The organism is Nioella sp. MMSF_3534 (assembly GCF_030732985.1).
Classification (GTDB): domain Bacteria; phylum Pseudomonadota; class Alphaproteobacteria; order Rhodobacterales; family Rhodobacteraceae; genus Nioella.
Map to the genome: position 1 here is coordinate 20,736 of NZ_JASHJX010000001.1, position 20,461 is coordinate 41,196.

Sequence of the window (20,461 nt, forward strand, 5' to 3'; positions counted from 1 at the left end):
GGGTAAGGACCCCTTGCCTTGCAGCTTAGCCCAGGACCGCCCTCATGCCAGCCCCGATTTCGCGCGGCTTGCAGCGGGTCGGGATTGGGGACAGAGTGGCGCTTCGAGACAGACAAGGACAAGACCCCGTGCAGCGCCTCAGCCAATCCCCAACCGATCCCGACTTTGTTCAGAACCCCTACCCGTTCTATGCCCGCGCCCGCGCGGCCGGACCGCTGATCTGGTGGGAGGAGTACAACATGCCCTGCGCCACCACCCATGAGGCCGTGAACGCGGTGCTGCGGGACCGTCGGTTCGGACGTGAGCAGCCAGAGGAGTTTCGCAGGCCCATCCCCGATCATCTGAAACCCTTCTACGCGGTCGAGGCGCATTCCATGCTGGAACTGGAGCCGCCCCGCCATTCGCGCCTGAGGTCGCTGGTTCTGCGCGCCTTCACCTCGCGCCGGATCGCCGGGCTGAGGGACGGGATCGAGAGCCTCTGCCACGAGTTGATCGACGCCTTTCCAGAGGGAGAATTCGACCTGCTCGACGCCTTCGCCCGCCCGCTGCCCGTCACCGTGATCGCCCGGCTTCTGGGTGTTCCCGAGGAGATGGGGGAGAAATTATTGAGCTGGTCCAATGACATGGTGAAGATGTACATGGCGGGCCGCAGCCGCGAGGATGAGGACGCCGCCGTAGCCGCGACGGAAGGTTTCGTGGATTTCATGCGCGGCTATGTGGATCAGCGGCGCAAGGACCCGCGCGATGACCTGATCACCAGCCTGATCGCGGCTGAAGAAGACGGGGAGCGACTGACCACGGACGAGCTGATCACTACCTGCATCCTGCTGCTGAATGCAGGTCATGAGGCGACGGTGCATACGCTTGGCAATGGTGTGATGGCGATGCTGGAAAACGGCGTGGTGCCGGAGGACAATGCCGAGGCGCTGGTCGAGGAGATCATGCGCTATGATCCGCCGCTGCATATGTTCACCCGCTATGCCTATGAAGAGATTGAGTTTTGTGGCCATGTCTTTCAGCGCGGCGATGAGATCGGGCTGCTGCTTGGATCGGTCGGACATGATGAGCATGTGAATGACACGCCCGAGATTTTCGATCCCTCACGCGCCGCGGCCACGCATCTGGCCTTTGGCGCCGGGCTGCATTTCTGCGTCGGTGCGCCGCTGGCGCGGATGGAGTTGCAGATTGCGCTGCCGATCCTCTTTGAGCGCTGTCCGGGACTGCGGCTGGCGGGGGTGCCGCGCTATGCGGATATCTATCATTTCCACGGGTTGGAGCGGCTGATGGTGACCCGCTGAGAGCGATTTCGCCGCGCGATATTTCCGGCGAAAATCGGGGGGTGCCGTGCGTACACCCCCCGTACACCCCCTGTACACCCCCCGTGCAGACAAAACGCGGTTTCGCCGCCTGCCGGCGTCGATCCGGGAGCGGCCCTCGTCAAGCCCCTGCGGGGCCCTCCTCGGGCCGCGTTGCCACGGGATTGTGGAGAGGATTGGCGTGTCAAATCAGGTGGCACGGCCCGTGGTGCGGGCGGGATGCCTCCGGCGGGAGTATTTGGGCAAAGAAGAAGGGCTATTCCGCCGCGAGGGTTCGGCCCTGAAGCATCGGTTTGAGGTAGCGGCCCGTGTGGCTGGCGGCAACCTCGGCCACCTGTTCTGGGGTGCCTTCGGCGACCACCGTGCCGCCGCCATCGCCGCCTTCGGGGCCGATGTCGATGATCCAGTCGGCGGTTTTCACCACGTCGAGATTGTGTTCGATCACCACCACCGTGTTGCCCTGGTCCACGAGTTCATGGAGCACTTCGAGGAGTTTCTTGACGTCTTCGAAATGCAAACCGGTCGTGGGCTCATCCAGGATGTAGAGCGTCCGGCCAGTGGAACGCTTGCTGAGTTCCTTCGACAGCTTCACGCGCTGCGCCTCACCGCCCGAGAGGGTCGTCGCCTGCTGGCCGACCTTGATATAGTCGAGCCCGACGCGGGAGAGCGCTTGCATCCGGTCGCGGATCGCGGGGACGGCCTTGAAGGTCTCTCGCGCGTCCTCGACCGTCATGTCGAGCACATCGGCAATCGACTTGCCCTTCCACTTGATCTCCAGCGTTTCACGGTTGTAGCGCGCGCCCTTGCAGGTTTCGCAGGTGACGTAGACATCGGGCAGGAAATGCATCTCGATCTTGATGACGCCATCGCCCTGGCAGGCCTCGCAGCGCCCGCCCTTGACGTTGAAGCTGAAGCGGCCCGGTTTGTAGCCGCGCGCCTGTGCTTCCGGCAGACCTGCGAACCAGTCGCGAATGGGCGTGAAGGCCCCGGTATAGGTGGCGGGATTGCTTCGCGGGGTGCGTCCGATGGGGCGTTGGTCGATGTCGATGACCTTGTCGAGATGTTCGAGACCCTTGACGGTTTCGCAGGGCGCAGGGGTCTGGCGGGCGCCATTGAGCTTCATCGAGGCGGTCTTGAACAGGGTTTCGATGGTGAGCGTGGACTTGCCGCCGCCGGATACGCCGGTCACGCAGACGAATTTGCCAAGTGGGAAATCGACGGTGACGTTTTGCAGGTTGTTGCCGCTGGCCTTTACGACGCGGACCGACTTGCCGTTGCCGTTGCGCCGCGTGGCGGGAACGGCGATTTCGCGGGCGCCGGAGAGGTACTGGCCGGTCAGCGAGGCGGGATCGGCGGCGATCTCGGCCGGGGTGCCTTTCGACACCACCCTGCCCCCATGGACGCCCGCGCCGGGGCCGATGTCGAAGACGTAATCGGCCTCTCGGATCGCTTCCTCGTCATGTTCCACGACGATCACCGTGTTGCCCTGATCGCGCAGGTTCTTGAGCGTGGTCAGCAGGCGGTCATTGTCGCGCTGATGCAGCCCGATGGAGGGTTCGTCGAGCACGTAAAGCACGCCCGTCAGGCCGGAGCCGATCTGGGAGGCAAGGCGGATGCGTTGGCTTTCGCCGCCGGAGAGCGTGCCCGCGTTGCGGCTGAGGGTCAGGTATTCGAGGCCCACATTGTTGAGGAAGCCGAGCCGTTCGCGGATTTCCTTCAGGATCGCGCGGGCGATCTCGTTCTTCTGGTTGGTCAGGTTGTCGGGGACCGTGGCGCACCATTGGGCGGCTTCCTTGATGGACATCTGAACGACCTGTCCGACGTGAAGGCCGGCGATCTTGACCGCCAGCGCCTCTTCCCGCAGGCGGTAGCCGCCGCAGGCGCCGCAGGGGCGGTTGTTCTGGTAGCGCTCGAATTCCTCACGGATCCAGGCAGAGTCGGTCTCGCGGTAGCGGCGTTCCATGTTGGGGATGACGCCTTCGAAGGTGCGCGTGACCTGGTAGACGCGGCCGCCATCGTCGTAGCGGAAGGGGATTTCTTCCTCGCCCGAGCCGCGCAGGAAGACCTGCTGCACATTGGCGGGCAGTTTCTTCCACGGGGTCGCGGGGTCGAAGCCGTAGTGGTTGGCGATGGCCTCGATCGTTTGCAGGAAATAGGGGGATTTGCCCTTGCGCCACGGGGCCAGCGCGCCGTCTTCCAGCGTCAGGGTCTGGTCTGGAACGACGAGGCGTTCGTCGAAGAACAGTTCGACCCCGAGCCCGTCGCAGGAGGGGCAGGCGCCGAAGGGGGCGTTGAAACTGAACAGGCGCGGCTCGATCTCGGGGATGGTGAAGCCACTGACCGGGCAGGCAAATTTCTCGGAGAAGGTGAAGCGCTCGGGCTCGCCTTCGCGGGGCGCGGTTTCGAGGATCGCGATGCCGTCGGCGAGGTCGAGCGCGGTGCGCAAGCTATCTGCCAGCCGCGTTTCAAGCCCTTCGCGGACCACGATCCGGTCCACGACCACGTCGATGTCATGGCGGAATTTCTTGTCGAGCGTGGGAGGTTCATCCAGTTCGTAGAATTCGCCATCCACCTTTACGCGCTGGAAGCCCTGCTTGCGAAGCTCCAGCATTTCCTTGCGGTATTCGCCTTTGCGGTCGCGCACGATGGGGGCCAGCAGGTAGCCGCGCGTGCCCTCCTCCATCGCCATGACCCGGTCGACCATGTCCTGCACCTGCTGCGCCTCGATCGGAAGGCCGGTGGCGGGGCTGAAGGGGGTTCCGACGCGGGCGAAGAGCAGGCGGAGATAGTCGTAGATTTCCGTCACCGTGCCGACGGTGGAGCGGGGGTTTTTCGACGTGGTCTTCTGCTCGATGGAAATCGCGGGGGACAGGCCGGAAATGTGATCAACATCCGGTTTTTCCATCATGTCGAGGAACTGGCGGGCATAGGCCGAGAGAGATTCGACATAACGGCGCTGGCCCTCGGCATAGATCGTGTCGAAGGCCAGCGAGGATTTGCCGGACCCGGACAGGCCGGTGATCACCACAAGCTCGTCTCGGGGGATGTCCACGTCGATATTCTTGAGGTTGTGTTCGCGCGCGCCGCGCACTTCGATCTTCTTCAGCTCGGCCATGCCTGCCCCCGGGGGATGTGTCGGTTAAGAGATAGTTGAGAGCGCCCGAGTCTCCAACCAAAAAGAAAGAACATTATGTGAACTTTATTCGCAGGCTGATGTTCCAAGAGCACAGGACGAAGCCCTCCGCACAAGTTTTCGTCACATCTGCGTGATTTCGCCGATCTGTAGTGCGATTGCGACGATGACCCTTGATAAGTTTGGAGAAACAGCTTAGTTGACGTTGGCAATATTTAAGCCATTAAGGATTTGTCATGTTCGGCTTCTTCCAATCAAACGGACCCAGCCTCGCCTATGACCCGCAGAAGGCGGTCAGCGACTCGAACGCAGGTCGCATCACCATCGTCGATATTCGGGAACCCGCAGAAGTCAAAGCGACCGGGAAAGCCAAGGGCGCGCTGCATGTGCCGCTTGCCGCCCTGCGCATGAAGGCCGATCCGGCCTCGCCTGAGCAATTGCCGGAGTTTCGGGCGGGCAAGCCCGTGGTGCTCTATTGTGCCTCTGGCAGCCGGTCGCAGATGGCGGTTCGGATGCTGCGGCAGATGGGTCTGGAAGAGGTCTACAATCTCGGCGGGCTGGCCCATTGGCAGATGGCGGGCGGCGCTGTCGGGCGATAGGCCCCGCAACTGACCACTTGGCGAGAGACGCATTTTTCGCGTAGCATGAGCGTATTGTTTTACCTTCATGTTTCGGGATGCCCCATGCGCACGCTTCTTACTGCCCTGCTGCTGTCGTTCCTCTCCGTTCTACCTGTGTCCGCGCAGAGCAACAACAATCCGGCCACGATCCTTGTCCTTGATGCCTCCAATTCCATGTGGGGGCAGATCGACGGGGTGAACAAGATCGTCATCGCGCGAGAGGTGATTTCCGACCTCCTGACACAGATCCCGGACAATATGGAACTGGGGCTGACCATGTACGGCCATAACCGGCGCGGCGATTGCACCGACATTGAAACCATGGTGCCACCGGGGCTGAACAACCGTGACGAGATTGCGCGGATCGTCAATTCCGTGAACCCGAGGGGGCGCACACCCCTGTCGGACGCCGTCATTCAGGCCGCCGAGGAACTGCGCTATACTGAAAACGCGGCGACGGTGATCCTTGTTTCCGACGGGCGCGAAACCTGCGATGCGGACCCTTGCGCCGTCGGGCGTGCGCTGGAAGAGGCGGGCATTGATTTCACCGCCCATGTGATCGGCTTCGACGTGGACGAACCCGAGGGCATTGCCGAGCTGCAATGTCTGGCCGAAAACACCGGCGGGCAGTTCCTGACCGCATCGAATGCCGAGGAACTGGCCGACGCGCTGAGCCAGGTGGCCGTGGCCCCGACCCCGCCGCCGATGGTCTGGACGACCCTGCGCGCCGTTGTGATGCCGGGGCAGACCGCACCCACTTCGCCCCTGATCTGGGAGATTTTCGACGAGAACGGGGCGGTGGTCTATGACCGGTCCCAACAACCGATGATCGAAACGATTCTGCCGCCCGGCAACTACCAGGTCTGGCTGACCCGCGTGGCCACCGGCACGCAGCATGGCGGCCCGATCACGGTCGCCCTGCCCGGCCCGCAGGAGTTCATCTTCGAACTGCCCGAACTGGTGCCAGAGGCCAGCCTGACCGCGCCGGAGGAGGCTGTGATCGGCACATCCGTTCCCGTGGGCTGGACCGGTCCCGGCGCGGCGGAGGACTATATTCTGCTGGCCACCGCCGACAGGTCGCAAAGCTTCGTGCAGGTCTTCCCGCGCGACGGCAATCCGCTGATGGTGACGCTGCCCGATCAACCGGGCGACTACCTGCTGCAATATGTGCATCCGGCGATGAACCGGGTGCTGGCCGAACGCAGCATCCGCGCCCTTCCCCTGCCCGCCACTTTGGAGGCACCGCTGAGCGCCGTGGCAGGCTCGACCATTGAGGTGACCTGGGACGGACCGGGCGGCGAAAATGACGTGATCGCCGCCGTGGTGCCCTCGAACGAGACAAACGCCACCCGCGCCTTCGTGCGCGAGGGCAATCCCCTGCCCCTGCGCGTGCCCTCTCAGGCCGGGCAGTATGAGCTTCGTTATATCGACGGGGTCACGCAGCGGGTGCTGGCCACGAGGATTCTGGATGTCACCCCCGCAACCGCCACGCTGGAGGCCCCGGACACTGTCGAGATCGGCAGCACCTTTGCCGTCGGCTGGACCGGGCCGGGATATGAGCCTGACCAGATCGTGATTGCAGAGCCGGGGGAAACCGGCACCCTTGGCCGCACCTTCGTGCGCGAGGGCAACCCCGTCAGCCTGCAGGCCCCGAGCGAGCCGGGCATCTATGAGCTGCGCTATCTGATGCAGGTGGATGAAGAGGTGATCGGGACGCGGCAGATCGAGGTCACCGATATCGTCGCCACGATCGAAGCCCCGGCCACGGCTGTTGCGGGATCGACCGTGCAGGTCTTCTGGACCGGGCCGGACTATCAGAGCGACTTCATCGCCGTGGGCGCGATGGCGGAACCGGATCGCTACACGAACTACGCCTATACCCGCGATGGCAGCCCCGCTTCACTGGTGATGCCGACGGAACCCGGTGAGTACGAGATCCGCTATTTCCTGAACCAGAACCGCCGGGTCATTGCCCGCCATGCGATTACGGTGACCGCCGTGTCGGCGACGCTGGAGGCCCCGGAAACGGCCGTTGCAGGGTCGACCGTTCAAGTGATCTGGACCGGGCCGGATTATCAGAGCGACTTCATCGGCGTGGGCGCGATGGCGGAACCCGACCGCTACACGAACTACGCCTATACCCGTGACGGTAGCCCCGCCGCTCTGGTGATGCCAACGGAACCGGGTGACTACGAGATCCGCTATTTCGTCAATCAGGACCGCACGGTCATTGCCCGGCACGCCATCACCGTGACGGATGTGATTGCAACGCTGGAGGCCCCCTCGACCGCTGAGGCCGGGTCCACGGTGCAGGTTCACTGGACCGGGCCGGACTACCGCAACGACTTCATCGGCGTGGGCGCGATGGACGAACCCGACCGCTATTCGAACTACGCCTATACCCGCGACGGAAGCCCTGCTGCGCTGGTCATGCCGACGGAGCCGGGCGACTACGAGATCCGGTATTTCGTCAATCAGGACCGGACGGTCATTGCGCGCCACCCGATCACCGTGACCGATGTGGGTGCCCGTCTGGAGGCGCCTGACAGCGCCGAAGCGGGGTCAACCGTGCTGGTGACCTGGGAAGGCCCGGATTACCGCAACGACTTCATCGCCGTTGGCGCGATGGCGGAACCCGACCGCTACACGAACTACGCCTATACCCGTGACGGAAGCCCGGCCCGGCTGCTGATGCCGACCGAGCCCGGCGACTACGAGATCCGCTATTTCGTCAACCAGGATCGGACCGTGATCGGGCGTCATCCGATCACCGTCACCGCGGTTTCGGCCAGCATCGAAGCCCCCGAAAACGCAGCGGCGGGCGATACGATCAATGTCACCTGGACGGGACCGGATTATCGCAACGATTTCATCGGGATCGGCGCGCTGGACGATCCGGACGGGTATCAGAACTATGCGTATACGCGCGACGGCAGCCCGGCCCGGCTGGAAATGCCGGTCACGCCGGGACGCTACGAGATCCGCTATTTCGTCAATCAGGATCGGACCGTGATTGCCCGGCGCGAGATCGAGGTAACGGCCCTGTCCGTCACCGTGACCGCCCCTGAAACCGCGCGTATTGGCGAAACCATCCTGGTCACCTGGGACGGGCCGGATTACCGCAATGACTTCATTGCCGCGGCTGTGCCTTCTGATGACGGCTATGAAACCTATGTCTATACCCGCGATGGCAGCCCGGCGCGGCTGCAAATGCCTTCGGAACCGGGCAGCTACGAGATCCGCTACTATGTGAACCAGGATCGCAGCATTCAGGCGCGGGTGCCGATCACGGTAAGCGATATCGAGGTGGTGCTGGACACCGCAAGCAGCGGCCTTGCGGGCGGGTCCATCATGGTCAGCCATAACGGGCCGGATTATCGCAACGACTTCATTGCCATTGCGCGCGCCGGCGAGGATGGGCACGAGGAATACAGCTACACAAGAAACGGCAACCCGCTGCGGTTGGACCTGCCCGAGGAACCCGGCGAGTATGAAATCCGCTACGTGATGAACCAGGATCGGCGGGTGTTGGCCTCGGTTCCCTTCACGGTGATGGCACCCTGATCATAGGTCATGGCCGGGCCATGATAGGCCCGGCTTGGCCCGCTTCAGGCCGCTCCGTGCATCAACAGGAAAGCGATCACGAGAATCGCCAGCAACAGCAAAGCCGCCCCACCCATGTTGAGGCTGAAGAGAGTGGCGACGGCTGCGACCGCACCGAATCCGACGACCAACCGGCCATAAAGCTCGCCTAACGCATGTGCAGCGGCCTCGCAAAACGCGTCCCATACGGCAGAGGAATTGCTGATAAACCCGCCATTGGACACCCGAACCCTGTTCCGGTCATTCTCGATCTGCCGGTCAAGCGCTTCGCGTTCCAGCTGCGCGCGGGCATGGGCTTCGGCGATATAGTCGGTTTGCTGTGACATGTAATCTGGTCCTCTGCTGTAAGGGGCAAAGGAACATAGGAATGAGGCACAAATACGAAACGGGCCGGGACAAATCCTGCCCCGGCATGTTCACATTGCACACCTTCGGCAATCACATATGGATCACGCGCCCATAGGCGTCGAGGCTGGCCTCGTGCATCATCTCGCTGAGGGTGGGATGCGGGAAGACGGTCTCGAACAGGTCTTCCTCGGTGGTTTCCAGCTTCTGGCCGATGACATAGCCCTGGATCAGTTCCGTCACTTCCGCGCCGATCATATGCGCGCCCAGAAGCTCGCCGGTCTTTTCGTCGAAGACGGTCTTGATCAGCCCCTCGGGTTCGCCAAGTGCGATTGCCTTGCCGTTGCCGATGAAGGGGAAGCGGCCGACCTTGACCTTGTAACCGGCCTCTTTCGCCTTGGCCTCTGACAGGCCGACGCTGGCCACTTGCGGGTGGCAATAGGTGCAACCGGCGATGGAATTGGGCTTGATCGGGTGCGGCTTACCGCCCGCGATCAGCTCTGCCACCATGACGCCTTCATGGCTGGCCTTGTGGGCAAGCCAGGGGGCACCGGCGATGTCGCCGATGGCATAGAGACCATCCACACCGGTGCGGCAGTATTCGTCGGTCACCACATGGGTGCGGTCGATCTTGACGCCGAGCGCCTCCAGCCCCAGACCTTCCACATTGCCGACGATGCCAACGGCGGAGATCACCGTGTCGAAGTCGTGCTTTTCGACCTTGCCGCCGATCTCGATATGGGCGGTGACCTTGTCGGCGGCGCGGTCGAGCTGCTTGACCATCGCCTTTTGCAGGATCTTCATCCCCTGCTTTTCAAAGGCTTTCTTGGCGAATTTCGAGATTTCCTCGTCTTCTACCGGCAACACCCGGTCCATGACCTCGACCACGGTCGTGTCGGCGCCGAGCGTGTTGTAGAAGCTGGCGAATTCGATGCCGATGGCGCCCGATCCGATGACCAGCAGTTTCTTGGGCATATGCGGCGGTTGCAGCGCGGCCTTGTAGGTCCAGACGCGATTGCCGTCAGCCTCCAGCCCCGGCAATTCGCGGGCGCGCGCGCCGGTGGCCAGAACGATGTTCTTGGCGGTGAGCTCTTCGGTGCCCTTGTCGGTTTCCACCTTCACCTTGCCTTTTGCGGGGATGGTGGCGGACCCCATGATGACGGTCACCTTGTTCTTCTTCATCAGGTGGCCGATGCCGGAGGAAAGCTGCTTGGCCACCCCGCGAGAGCGTTTCACCACGGCGTCGAGGTCATAGCCGATATTGTCGGCTTTCAGTCCGAATTCCTTGGCCCGTTCCATCAGGTGGAACACCTCGGAGGACCGCAGCAGCGCCTTGGTGGGAATGCAGCCCCAGTTCAGGCAGATGCCGCCCATATGCTCTCGTTCGACGATGCAGACCTTCTGGCCAAGCTGTGCGGCGCGGATCGCCGCCACATAGCCGCCGGGGCCTGCCCCGATTACAACTGTATCAAAAGACTGAGCCGCCACTGTATCCACTCCTCCGGTCGAAATTTGTTTAACGTTAAACCATTGATGCGCGCAAAACAAGCCCAACAGCGCAGGGCAGCTTTGCGCACAACGCAGATCTACCGCGCCGGGCGAGCTGTATGTTTAATGATTAAACTACTTACAAAGCGCGGCGGCACGGGCCTCTTCCACCACTTTGCCATATCCGCCGTTTTCAAGGAAATCCTTTTCCGCATCCGAGCTTGTCCGCCCGAGCGCCTCGTTGCGATAGGGGAAGCGGCCAAAGCGGCGGATGATCTCACGATGCGCAATGGCATGGGGCAGCTTGTCTTCCCGCTGATCCGGCATCTTCTGACAGGACAGGCGCACGGAATGATCCTGATCGGTCAGGGCCTCGGAATGCATGAAGGGCAGGTAGAAGAATTGCCGCGTGTTCTGGTCGAACCGTTCGTCCCACCGTTGCTTGAGCGCATAGCACGCCGCCGCCTTGGCCTTGCTGTCGGTCGAAAACGCCTTGGCCTGGCCCCGGAACATGTTGCGCGGGAACTGGTCCAGCACGATGATCAGCGCCAGCGCCTTGCGCGGGTGGCTTGTCCAGTGGCTCAGCTTGCCTGCTGCGGCTTCTTCCCAGAGCGGCAGGAACCTGTCGCGGATCTCGGCGTCGAACGCCTCGTCGCTCATGTACCATTTGTCCGGTCCGGCCTCTTCCAGCCAGAATGTCAGGACATCCTCAAATCGGTCTGTCATGGCAGTGCTCTCCTTCCTTCTGCCTCAAACCCCGGGCCTAGATGCCCGTGGGCCTCTCCTCCCTTGTGTCGCCATCCTCGGCCATTTCTTCCGAGGCTTCGGCATAAAGTTCCTGCGCGGTTTCCACGGCGACCATGGATGCGGTCGGCATGATCGGCGTGTAGGGCACCGCGTCGTAATCTTCGGCCTCGGCCGCATAGGCCGACTGGCGCCGTGTCATCCGCCAGCCGCTATAGACGGCCATGATGGCAAGGGTGATCGCAAGGAACAACCAGAACCCCCTTGGCCCGGTCATCCCCATCAGCCAACCCACGGCGGGCGGGCCGGCGATGGCGCCAAGCCCGTTGATGAAGATCAGCCCGCCGGATGCGGCGGCCATGTCCTGGATCTCCAGATAATCGTTGGTGTAGGCGATCAGCAGCGCATACATCGGCTGCGCCAGCCCGCCGGTCAGCAGCGCCGACAGCAATACCGCCTCGAATGTGGCTTCGAACAGGAACCCGATCAGCGCGGAACAGGCCCCGGCCAATGCCACGAAGAAGATCAGGATCCGGCGGTCCATCTTGTCCGACAGCCAGCCGATCGGGTACTGAAAGACGATACCGCCCACGAAGAAGGCAGAGACCATCATCGAAATCTCGCGCACGCTCATCCCCGCCTGGGTCGCGTAGACGGCCGACATGCCGAACTGCGCCGAGAAGACGAAGCCCATCAGGATCATCCCGACAAAGCCGAGCGGCGAATTGCGGTAGAGCTGCCCAAGACTCATCGGGCGGGTGGTTTCAAAGGCCGGTGTGGGCGCCACCGCCAGCAGGATCGGCGCGAAGGACAGTGACACCAGAACCGAGGGGATGATGAACAGCACGAAACCCGAGGGGTCGCCGAAGTTCAAAAGCCCCTGCCCCAGCACCAGCCCGACCATCTGCACCAGCATATAGGCCGACAGCGCCTGCCCGCGCGTTTCATTAGTGGCGGAGTTGTTGAGCCAGCTTTCGGCGGTCACGTAGACGCCCGACAGCGAGAACCCGATGATCACCCGCAGCACCATCCAGGCATAGGCGTCGGTCAGAACCGGGTAGAGGATCAGCACCGCCGAAATGAACGACCCGAGCGCCGCGAAGACCCGCACATGGCCCACCCGCCGGATCATATGAGGTGCAAGGCGCGATCCGCCCAGGAACCCGACGAAATAGGCAGAGGCAATCAGCGACAGCTGGTAGGTGGTGAAGCCTTCGATGCCGCCGCGCACACCCATCAGAGAGCCCTGCAGGGAATTGCCAACCTGCAAGAGCATCAACCCGAGAAGAATGGCCCACGCGCTTGCGATGACCTGTTTCATGGCGCTGCTCCACCGCTCGTCGTTCTGTCGTGTATGACAGTGCTGGATGCGCCAACACCGCCAAAAAGCGACGTTATCAGGTCACGCTATCAACCTTTTGCGGCATTTTCCGGGAAAAGTAGGGATGCATCGCCATAAGAGAAGAATCGGTACTTTTCAGCAACGGCATGGGCGTAGACTTCTTTTACAAGATCGAAGCCCATCAGCGCCGAGACCAGCATCAGCAACGTGGACTTCGGCAGGTGGAAATTGGTCATCAGCCCGTCGGTGATTTTCCAACGGTAGCCGGGGTAGATGAAGATATCGGTGTCGCCCTGCCAGGGCTGCATGGTGCCATCCTCGGTGGCGGCGGTTTCAATCAGGCGCAGCGCCGTGGTGCCAACGGGGATGATGCGCCCGCCAGCGGCGCGGGTGGCGTTGATCTCGGCGGCAGCCTGCGCGGTCACTTCGCCCCATTCGGCGTGCATCCTGTGGGTGGTGACATCCTCGACCGTGACCGGCAGAAAGGTGCCCGCGCCCACATGCAAGGTGACGAAGGTGAATTGAATGCCCTTGGCCTTCAGCGCCTCGATCAGCGCCTCGTCGAAATGAAGCGAGGCCGTGGGGGCCGCGACGGCGCCCTGATTGCGGGCCCAGATCGTCTGGTAATCCTCTTTGTCCCGCGCATCGGCGGGGCGTTTGGCGGCGATATAGGGCGGCAAGGGCATTGCGCCTGCCTCGTTCAGCGCCGCGTCGAAATCGGCGCCCGACAGGTTGAACCGCAGCCGCAGCCCGTCCTCAAGCCCCACCACCTCGGCTGACAGGTCATCGCTGAAATTCACCGTTTCTCCAAGCGCCAGCTTGCGCAGGGGTTTGGCCAGCGCCGACCAGCTGCCATCGGCCTGCGGTTCCAGAAGCGTGACCTCGATCTTCGCCGAAACACGCCCCTGCTGGCTGTCGCGCCAGCGCTGCCCGAACAGGCGCGCCGGGATCACCTTGGTGTCGTTCAGGATCAGCCGGTCCCCCTCGCTCAGCAGGTCTGGCAGGTCCGAGACGCGCAAATCTTGCATAAGATTGCCCGCGACATGCAGCAGCCGCGCCGAGGATCGGGGCTTGGCGGGGCGGGTCGCGATCAGCCCCTCGGGCAGGTTGAAATCGAAATCGTCGAGGGTCATTCAGCGGGCTCCGGTGGCGGGCGGCGAAAGATTTCCCGGAAGATGCCGGGGGTGAGCACCGAAAGCGGGTTGACCGACACGCTGCTGTCCTCGGGCGTGCCCGTCAGGCGGTAGGTGAAGCCGAACAACCCTTCACGGCGCGGGCTGAATAACCCGCCCACGAGCCCGTTGACCATATATAAAGGCGACACGACGCCCTCGAAATCATAGTAGCGCGCGCGCAGGTCATAGGTGCCGTCCAGCGACAGCCCCATCGACGGCCCGAGCGCCGTACCCTCCTGGATGACAAGCGCGTCCGGCGACAGGGTAAAGGCCGCGCGCACCTCGCCCAGGCCGATGCCTTCGCCGGTGACCATCTGTTCCAGAAGTCCCACGACGGAAATGGCCGAAAGCAGTTCGGCAAAGGCGGGCGCATTGCGCAAGCGGGGGTTGTCGATGGTCAGAAGGCCGGAATAGTTGCCCTCTCCCGGACGGGGGCGCAGGATCAGGTCCATCGCGCCGCCATAGGCGTTCTGATAGATGCCCGCCGCGCGCAGCACCGCGCCGCCATCGTCGGAGCGCAGGCGCAGGGCGGTGCCGTTTGCCTCGCTCAGCACCGTGCCGCTGACCGGCACCGCGCCCCCCATCAACCCGCGAAAATCGCCGCTGACCGAGGTGCCTGACAGCTCCGTGCGCAGATTGGTCAGGAAGATGCTGTCGGTGATCTCCAGCCGGTCGAGCAGGATATTGAGCGGCAGGGCCTGGCCGGTTCCCGCGCCACCCGAGGGCAGGCCGCGCAGGTCCACCGTGCCGCCCGTGACGTTGATCTGAGGTGTGCGCCCCGCGCCCCGGGAGACCAGCGCGCCGGTGATGTCGAGCCAGTCGGACAGCGACAGGCGGGTGATTTCCAGCCGCTCGAATTGCTGCTCGTCGCTGATCTGCACGGCCCCCGCCAGCGTCAACCCGTTGCCGGCAATCTCCAGTCTCGGAACATCCGGCGCGTCGCCCAGAATCAGATCGGCCTCCAACCGGCCGGTGCTGGCTGCGGGAAGGGACCAGCCGAGCGACGGCACGCTCATCGCAAGCCCGGCCAGATCGGAGCTGACGGACAGGCGCGGCGGTTCCCCCCGGTCAAGCGCGAGGTCGAACCGCGCCTCGCCCTGCCCGCGCAGCATGCCGTCCGGCAGGATCACCCCGAACTGCGCAAGGGCGTCGGGCGTCAGGGTCGCGGTGCCGCGCACGGAGCTGGCCGGGGTGCTGTCTGGTCCAAGCGCCCGACGCCAGGTGGCATTGGCGCGCAGCCCGTCCAGCCGGGCAGGTCCGCCGATGGCCAGGGTGTCATTGTCGGCGGTGATGTTCAGCGCGGCGGCCCGCAAGTCCTGTCCGGGCACCAACTGGTCGGAGCGGACATTGCGCAGGGTGCCTCCGATCCGGAAGGTCACATCCTGCGGCATGATCCGGGGCCGCATCTCCATCGCCAGTGATACGTCCAGATTGGCCCGCCCGCTGGCGACCATGCCCGGATCATAGGGAAACTGGTCGAGCAGGTTGAACGGATCGGCCCCGATCAGTGTCAGGACCGAAGAAATCGGCCCGCCGATCTGCAGATCGAAACTGGCCGGAGAATAGGCAACGCGGGTGTCGTCGATGCGCATCAGGCTGCCCGCGAGATCCAGCCGCCCGCCATTGGGTGCGGTGACATGGCCCTCGTGCAGCGCAAGGGAAAGGACGTTGCGCGAAATATCCATATAGCCGCGTCCCTGCTGGATCGGGGCCATGTCGCGTATGGCGCGGACCTCGGCCCCTTCGAAATCGAAGGTCAGGCCGAATTGCGGGTCGGTTTGCGGCGCAATGCGCAGCGCGGCGTGGATATTTCCCAGACTGCCGGAAATGACATTCTCGGTCAGCCAGTCGCGGGTATTGGGAATTTGCGCCACCGGCCAGAGCGGCACCACCCGCTGCGCGTCAAGCTGGGGGATCTCGGCATCCAGCCGAACCGCCAACCCCGTCTCCTGTGCCGCGACGCGGCCTCGCGCGGTCAGGTGCAACCCCTCGTCAAAGAGCACCGCCTGTCCGAAATCCATGGCAACGAAGGGAAACAGCTGCAACCGCATATCCAGAGCACCACCCGCGAAGCTGACGGGGGCCTCGAACAGGCCCGGCGGATCGGCGGTGATCTGGCTGAGCTGCAACTGAGACACATAGACCGGCCCGTCCAGCAGCGTGGCATGGCCGGTGATCCGGGCCGATAGTGCCGGGGCGTCGAGGGTGAAGTCCTCGATCCACATGCGGGCGTCGCCGGCATTGTAGTCGAAGGACAGGTTCAGGCCGTTCAGGGGCAAGGGATCGACAGCCCCGCCGGGGGACACGTGGCCCGCACCGACCGCTAGCGTTCCCGACAGCGTGCCGACCGAGGCGTCATCGAACAGAACCGTGGACAGCCGCCCGGACATCGGGGCCTCGACCAGGGTCAGCCAGGTCAGCGCGTCCGAGACGCGGGCAATATCGGCGCTTTGCAGATTGCTGAACGCGCCGGTGAATTCGGTCTCGCCCAGTTCGGCGCGGCGGGTGAAGGTCAGCTCGATCGCGCCGCCCTCGCTGCCGTCCAACTGCCCGGCCACCGACAGGACCAGCGCTTCGCCTTCGGGCACAAGGGCAAGCGTGGCGCCGGTGATCCGCGTGGTGTCGCCGCTGCGCATGTCGTCGATCACCAGCGTAATGTCTTCGCCGACCACCCTGACCAGCCGGGAAAACACCGTCTGCTGGAACATCCGGTCGATGCCCGCAAGGGTCTGGGCCAGGTCGCGGGCCTCGCCGGTTTCCGCCCCGGTGAAGGCAAGATCGAAGCTGCCATCCGCATCGCGCCGGATGCGCAGGCCCGCCCCTCCGACCGAGACCTGCCGCGGACGCATCTCGCCGCGCAGGGCAGCGGCGCGGTCCAGTTCCACCTGTAGCACCGGGAAAACAACGCGCGGGCGATCCCCGTCGCTGAGCTGCATTTCGGTAAAGCGGATTCGCGGCTGCAAGGTGCCGCGTGACAGCGACAGGCCGATCTCGCCCACGGTGATCTGCCCGCCGGGCATGGAGGCATCCAGCGCCGCCTCGATCCTGACGCGGGACCATTCGGGCAACGGCACTGCGCGTCCATTCGGCGGAAAGGCCAGAAACAGGATACCGGCCGCCAGAAGCAGGACCAGCAGCGCCAGCCCACGCAGGATCCAGCGCAGCGGGCCTCGTCGCCTGCGGCGGCGCGGCTCTGGGTCTGGGCCGGTGTCTGACATGAGTTCTGCGCGCTCGATCTGCCGGAGGATTTCGGTCGGTTTCAGGGTTTATCTTCGCCGGATTTATCCTAGCTTGCAAATCGCCGATAGCAGATTCCCGCCGATGAACAAGGAGAGACCGATGATCGACGCAGGCCAGACCGCCCCGGATTTCACCCTTCCCCGCGATGGCGGGACCGACGTGACCCTGTCCTCGCTGAAAGGCGGCCCGGTCGTGCTGTATTTCTACCCGCGCGACGATACGCCCGGCTGCACCACGGAAGCCAATGACTTCACCGCCATGCTGCCGGAGTTTACCGCCGCAGGGGCCACGGTGATCGGGGTTTCCAAGGACACGGTCGCAAAGCACGAGAAATTCATCGCCAAGCATGATCTGGGCGTGATCCTGGTCTCGGATGCCGAGGGGGATCTGTGCGAGACCTATGGCACCTGGGTCGAAAAGAACATGTATGGCAAGAAGAGCATGGGCATCCAGCGCGCGACGGTGCTGATTGATGCAGAGGGCGTGGTGGCCCGCGTCTGGCCCAAGGTCAAGGTGGCCGGTCACGCCGCCGAAGTGCTGGAGGCGGTGAAGGCGCTGTGACCTCCCTGACGCTGACGGAGATGGCGACGGCGGTTCTGGAAACCGCCGATGCCGCAGAGAAAACGACACTCAGCCGCCGCTACGCCGCCCGGTGGTTTGCCGCGCGTCGCGGTGAGGCCCCCGAGATCGCCATCGGCACCGCCAGCCCGCCCCTGCGCCCTGCCCGGCCCGCGAAGCCAGAACTTCTGGACCCGCGCGACGTGCCCCGCCGACGGCCCGGCAGCCCCGAGGGGCGCAAGGCGCTGCTGCATGCGGTTGCGCATATCGAGCTGAATGCCGTCGACCTGCATTGGGACATTATCGCCCGCTTTGGGGGCCGGGTGCGGATGCCCATGGGGTTCTATGACGATTGGGTCAAATCCGCGGACGAGGAATCGAAGCATTTCCAGCTGGTCAGTGCCTGTCTGGAAACCATGGGAAGCCAGTATGGCGACCTTGCCGCCCATGCGGGCATGTGGCGGGCGGCAGAGGACACCGCCGAGGATATCATGGGCCGGCTTGCCGTGGTGCCCATGGTGCTGGAAGCACGCGGGTTGGACGTGACACCGGGCATGATCGAGCTCTTCCGCAAGGCGGGCGATGACGCGGCCCGGCAGGCCGTTGCGGCGCTGGAGGTCATCTATGCGGAAGAAGTGCATCACGTGGCCTATGGCTCCAAATGGTTCCATTTTCTGTGCGGACGTGAAGATATCGACCCGAAGGACGCGTTTCACCGGCTGGTCCGCACCTATTTCCACGGGGCGCTAAAACCCCCGTTCAACGAGGAAAAACGGGCAGAGGCCGGGTTGCCACCCGATTTCTACTGGCCATTGTCTGAGACCGGTTCGGTCGGCTGACCCTGCGGGAATGGGCAAAAACCTGCCAAAAACCGGCGAATAGGCCCGTTTATCCACAGCCGGGCAGAAAAAGGTTTGAGCCTCGCGGGGCTTTCCCCTAATCCCTAGTTTACCGGTGCGGCGGGTTGTGGGGACAGGACGGCGCGCAGGGCAATGACAAGGGTAATGGGGCACAGCGACGTGAAGACACGCCTGACCGACCGTTTCAACGGTGCGCTGGAACGGTATTTGCCGGAACAGCGGCTATTCCTGAAATCAGACCAGGGCATGCGCTATGTGCGTCTGCGGCCTGCGACGCAAGCGATCATGCTGACGGGAAGTTCGCTTTTCGTTGGCTGGACGGTGATCGTCACGGCCATCTTCCTGATCGACTCCATCAGCGCGGGCGGGGTCCGCGAACAGGCGGAACGGGCGCAGGTCGCCTATGAACAGCGCCTGAATGCCATGTCCGAGGAACGTGATGCGCGCGCGTCGGAGGCGCAGGCCAGCCAGGAACGGTTCTCGGTCGCCATGGGGGAAGTGTCTGCGATGCAGTCGCGCCTGCTGGCCTCCGAGGAACGCCGCCGCGAACTGGAAACCGCCGTTGAAGTGATCCAGACCACCTTGCGCCGGGTCATGACGGAACGCGACGACGCCCGCGCACAGACCGCCGCCCTGCTGGCCGAGATCGAGGCCGAAAACGGCTCGGTTCAGACGGCCGCCGGCAGGCAGCGGGAACTGGAACGGACGCTGGAATACCTGACCATGGCGCTTGCCCGCGCCGCCGATCAGCGCGATGACGCGGTCGAGATCGCGGAAGATGCCGAAGCGGAAATCGACGAGTTGGAATTCACCCAGGCCCTCGCCGATGAACGTAACGAGCGGATTTTCGCGCAGCTTGAAGACGCCGTGGAAATGTCGATGGCGCCGCTTGACCGGATGTTCTCGGCCGCGGGTCTGTCAACCGAGGATCTGGTGAACCAGATGCGCGCCAGCTACGATGGCCAGGGCGGCCCGCTGATGCCGATCACCATGTCGACCCGCGGCGAAGACCCGGATTCCGCCTCGCTGCGCGCCAACGAGGTTCTGGCGCAGCTCGACAGCCTCAACCTTCACCGTATGGTCGCGGAAAGACTGCCTTTTTCCCGGCCCGTCTTTGCCAGCTACCGGCTAAGCTCGCCCTTCGGATATCGCCGCGACCCGTTCAATGGTGGCAGCCGCCTGCATTCCGGTGTCGATATGGCGGGCCCCACCGGCACCCCGATTCACGCCACCGGCGACGGCGTTGTCAGCTTCGCCGGACGACAGAGCGGCTACGGCAATATCATCGTCATCCAGCACGCCTTTGGCTTCGAGACCCGCTATGCACATTTGCACCGGATCCGGGTGACCGAGGGCCAAAGGGTCTCGCGCGGGGATCGCATAGGTGATATGGGAAGCACCGGACGGTCGACGGGGCCCCATCTCCACTATGAGGTTCGCACCGGTGATACGCCCCGAAACCCCATGAACTACATCACGGCAGGTAGAGATGTTTTCTAAGTCAAAAATCAATGAACCCGGTCCCAAACAGGCTGGCGCCGCTGATAGCAAACCCGAAACCGGGGCAGATGCCCCCAAGGCAGGATCCTCGGACAAAAGCTCAATGCCCCTAACCTCGAACAAGCCCAAACCGCCCGCATCCTTGCTCAGCTCTGACCTGACGATCACCGGCAATCTGCGCACCACCGGTGACATCCAGGTGGAAGGCACCGTGCATGGCGACATCCGCGCGCATCTGCTGACGGTTGGCGAAGGCGCCACCATCGAGGGCGAAATCGTTGCCGATGACATCGTCGTGACGGGCCGCGTCGTGGGCCGTGTCCGTGGCCTGAAAGTGCGCCTGACCGCGACCGCGAAGGTCGAGGGTGACATCATCCACAAGACCATCGCCATCGAAAGCGGCGCCCATTTCGAAGGCTCCGTGCAGCGTCAGGAAGATCCGCTGTCCAATGGCGGCGGCGCCAAGCGCCCTGCCCCGGCAGCCGCAGCGCCCAAGCCCGCGGCCAGCAACGGTACCGCAGAAGCCTGATCCTTTCC

Annotated in this window: 14 protein-coding genes; 7 read left to right on the forward strand and 7 right to left on the reverse strand. The window is 63.7% G+C overall.

The window, feature by feature from the left end:
* The first annotated feature begins 128 nt into the window (after positions 1 to 128).
* The gene (locus RBB16_RS00095) at positions 129 to 1,298 is read left to right on the forward strand and encodes a cytochrome P450 (protein WP_306044173.1); all 1,170 of its coding nucleotides are present in this window, start codon (positions 129 to 131) and stop codon (positions 1,296 to 1,298) included.
* Positions 1,299 to 1,572: 274 nt separating this feature from the next.
* Here the strand turns inward: RBB16_RS00095 and uvrA are convergent, their stop codons facing one another.
* Complete coding sequence (gene uvrA / locus RBB16_RS00100; protein WP_306044175.1) at positions 1,573 to 4,431, reverse strand: excinuclease ABC subunit UvrA; 2,859 nt, start codon at positions 4,429 to 4,431, stop codon at positions 1,573 to 1,575.
* 254 nt (positions 4,432 to 4,685) lie between these two features.
* On the opposite strand from uvrA, the gene RBB16_RS00105 reads away from it, so the two are divergent.
* Both RBB16_RS00105 and RBB16_RS00110 read left to right on the forward strand, forming a co-directional pair.
* Positions 4,686 to 5,048 carry a rhodanese-like domain-containing protein gene (locus tag RBB16_RS00105; protein ID WP_306044176.1) on the forward strand — a complete coding sequence of 121 codons (363 nt, stop codon included), beginning with the start codon at positions 4,686 to 4,688 and terminating at the stop codon, positions 5,046 to 5,048.
* Between the two features lie 84 nt (positions 5,049 to 5,132).
* Entirely contained in the window at positions 5,133 to 8,633 is a 3,501-nt protein-coding gene (locus RBB16_RS00110; RefSeq protein WP_306044177.1) for a VWA domain-containing protein, read from the forward strand.
* A 44-nt stretch (positions 8,634 to 8,677) separates the two neighbouring features.
* Here RBB16_RS00110 and RBB16_RS00115 read toward each other — a convergent pair whose 3' ends face one another.
* The 6 genes from RBB16_RS00115 to RBB16_RS00140 all read right to left on the reverse strand — a co-directional run bounded on the left by RBB16_RS00115 (position 8,678) and on the right by RBB16_RS00140 (position 16,984).
* Positions 8,678 to 8,998, reverse strand: coding sequence for a hypothetical protein (locus RBB16_RS00115; protein WP_306044178.1), 321 nt, complete (start codon positions 8,996 to 8,998; stop codon positions 8,678 to 8,680).
* 112 nt (positions 8,999 to 9,110) lie between these two features.
* Positions 9,111 to 10,505: a dihydrolipoyl dehydrogenase gene (lpdA, locus tag RBB16_RS00120; protein ID WP_306044179.1), complete on the reverse strand. Its 1,395-nt coding sequence runs from the start codon at positions 10,503 to 10,505 to the stop codon at positions 9,111 to 9,113.
* Positions 10,506 to 10,640: 135 nt separating this feature from the next.
* Entirely contained in the window at positions 10,641 to 11,231 is a 591-nt protein-coding gene (locus RBB16_RS00125; RefSeq protein WP_306044180.1) for a DUF924 family protein, read from the reverse strand.
* 37 nt (positions 11,232 to 11,268) lie between these two features.
* Entirely contained in the window at positions 11,269 to 12,570 is a 1,302-nt protein-coding gene (locus RBB16_RS00130) for an MFS transporter (RefSeq protein ID WP_306044181.1), read from the reverse strand.
* A gap of 89 nt (positions 12,571 to 12,659) precedes the next feature.
* Positions 12,660 to 13,724 (reverse strand): tRNA preQ1(34) S-adenosylmethionine ribosyltransferase-isomerase QueA, encoded by a 1,065-nt coding sequence (queA, locus tag RBB16_RS00135; RefSeq protein ID WP_306044182.1) that lies wholly within the window; start codon positions 13,722 to 13,724, stop codon positions 12,660 to 12,662.
* Positions 13,721 to 16,984 (reverse strand): AsmA-like C-terminal region-containing protein, encoded by a 3,264-nt coding sequence (locus tag RBB16_RS00140; RefSeq protein WP_306044183.1) that lies wholly within the window; start codon positions 16,982 to 16,984, stop codon positions 13,721 to 13,723. Before RBB16_RS00140 ends, queA begins: the two co-directional genes overlap by 4 nt.
* Positions 16,985 to 17,105: 121 nt before the next feature.
* On the opposite strand from RBB16_RS00140, the gene RBB16_RS00145 reads away from it, so the two are divergent.
* The 4 genes from RBB16_RS00145 (at position 17,106) to RBB16_RS00160 (ending at position 20,453) form a co-directional block, all read left to right on the forward strand.
* Entirely contained in the window at positions 17,106 to 17,567 is a 462-nt protein-coding gene (locus RBB16_RS00145) for a peroxiredoxin (protein ID WP_306044185.1), read from the forward strand.
* A 20-nt stretch (positions 17,568 to 17,587) separates the two neighbouring features.
* Positions 17,588 to 18,403: a ferritin-like domain-containing protein gene (locus RBB16_RS00150; RefSeq protein WP_306044312.1), complete on the forward strand. Its 816-nt coding sequence runs from the start codon at positions 17,588 to 17,590 to the stop codon at positions 18,401 to 18,403.
* A 180-nt stretch (positions 18,404 to 18,583) separates the two neighbouring features.
* Entirely contained in the window at positions 18,584 to 19,924 is a 1,341-nt protein-coding gene (locus RBB16_RS00155; protein ID WP_306044314.1) for a M23 family metallopeptidase, read from the forward strand.
* Positions 19,914 to 20,453, forward strand: a complete 540-nt coding sequence (locus tag RBB16_RS00160; protein WP_306044186.1) for a polymer-forming cytoskeletal protein — start codon at positions 19,914 to 19,916, stop codon at positions 20,451 to 20,453. The genes RBB16_RS00155 and RBB16_RS00160 overlap by 11 nt, the downstream gene beginning before the upstream one ends.
* Positions 20,454 to 20,461 lie beyond the last annotated feature (8 nt).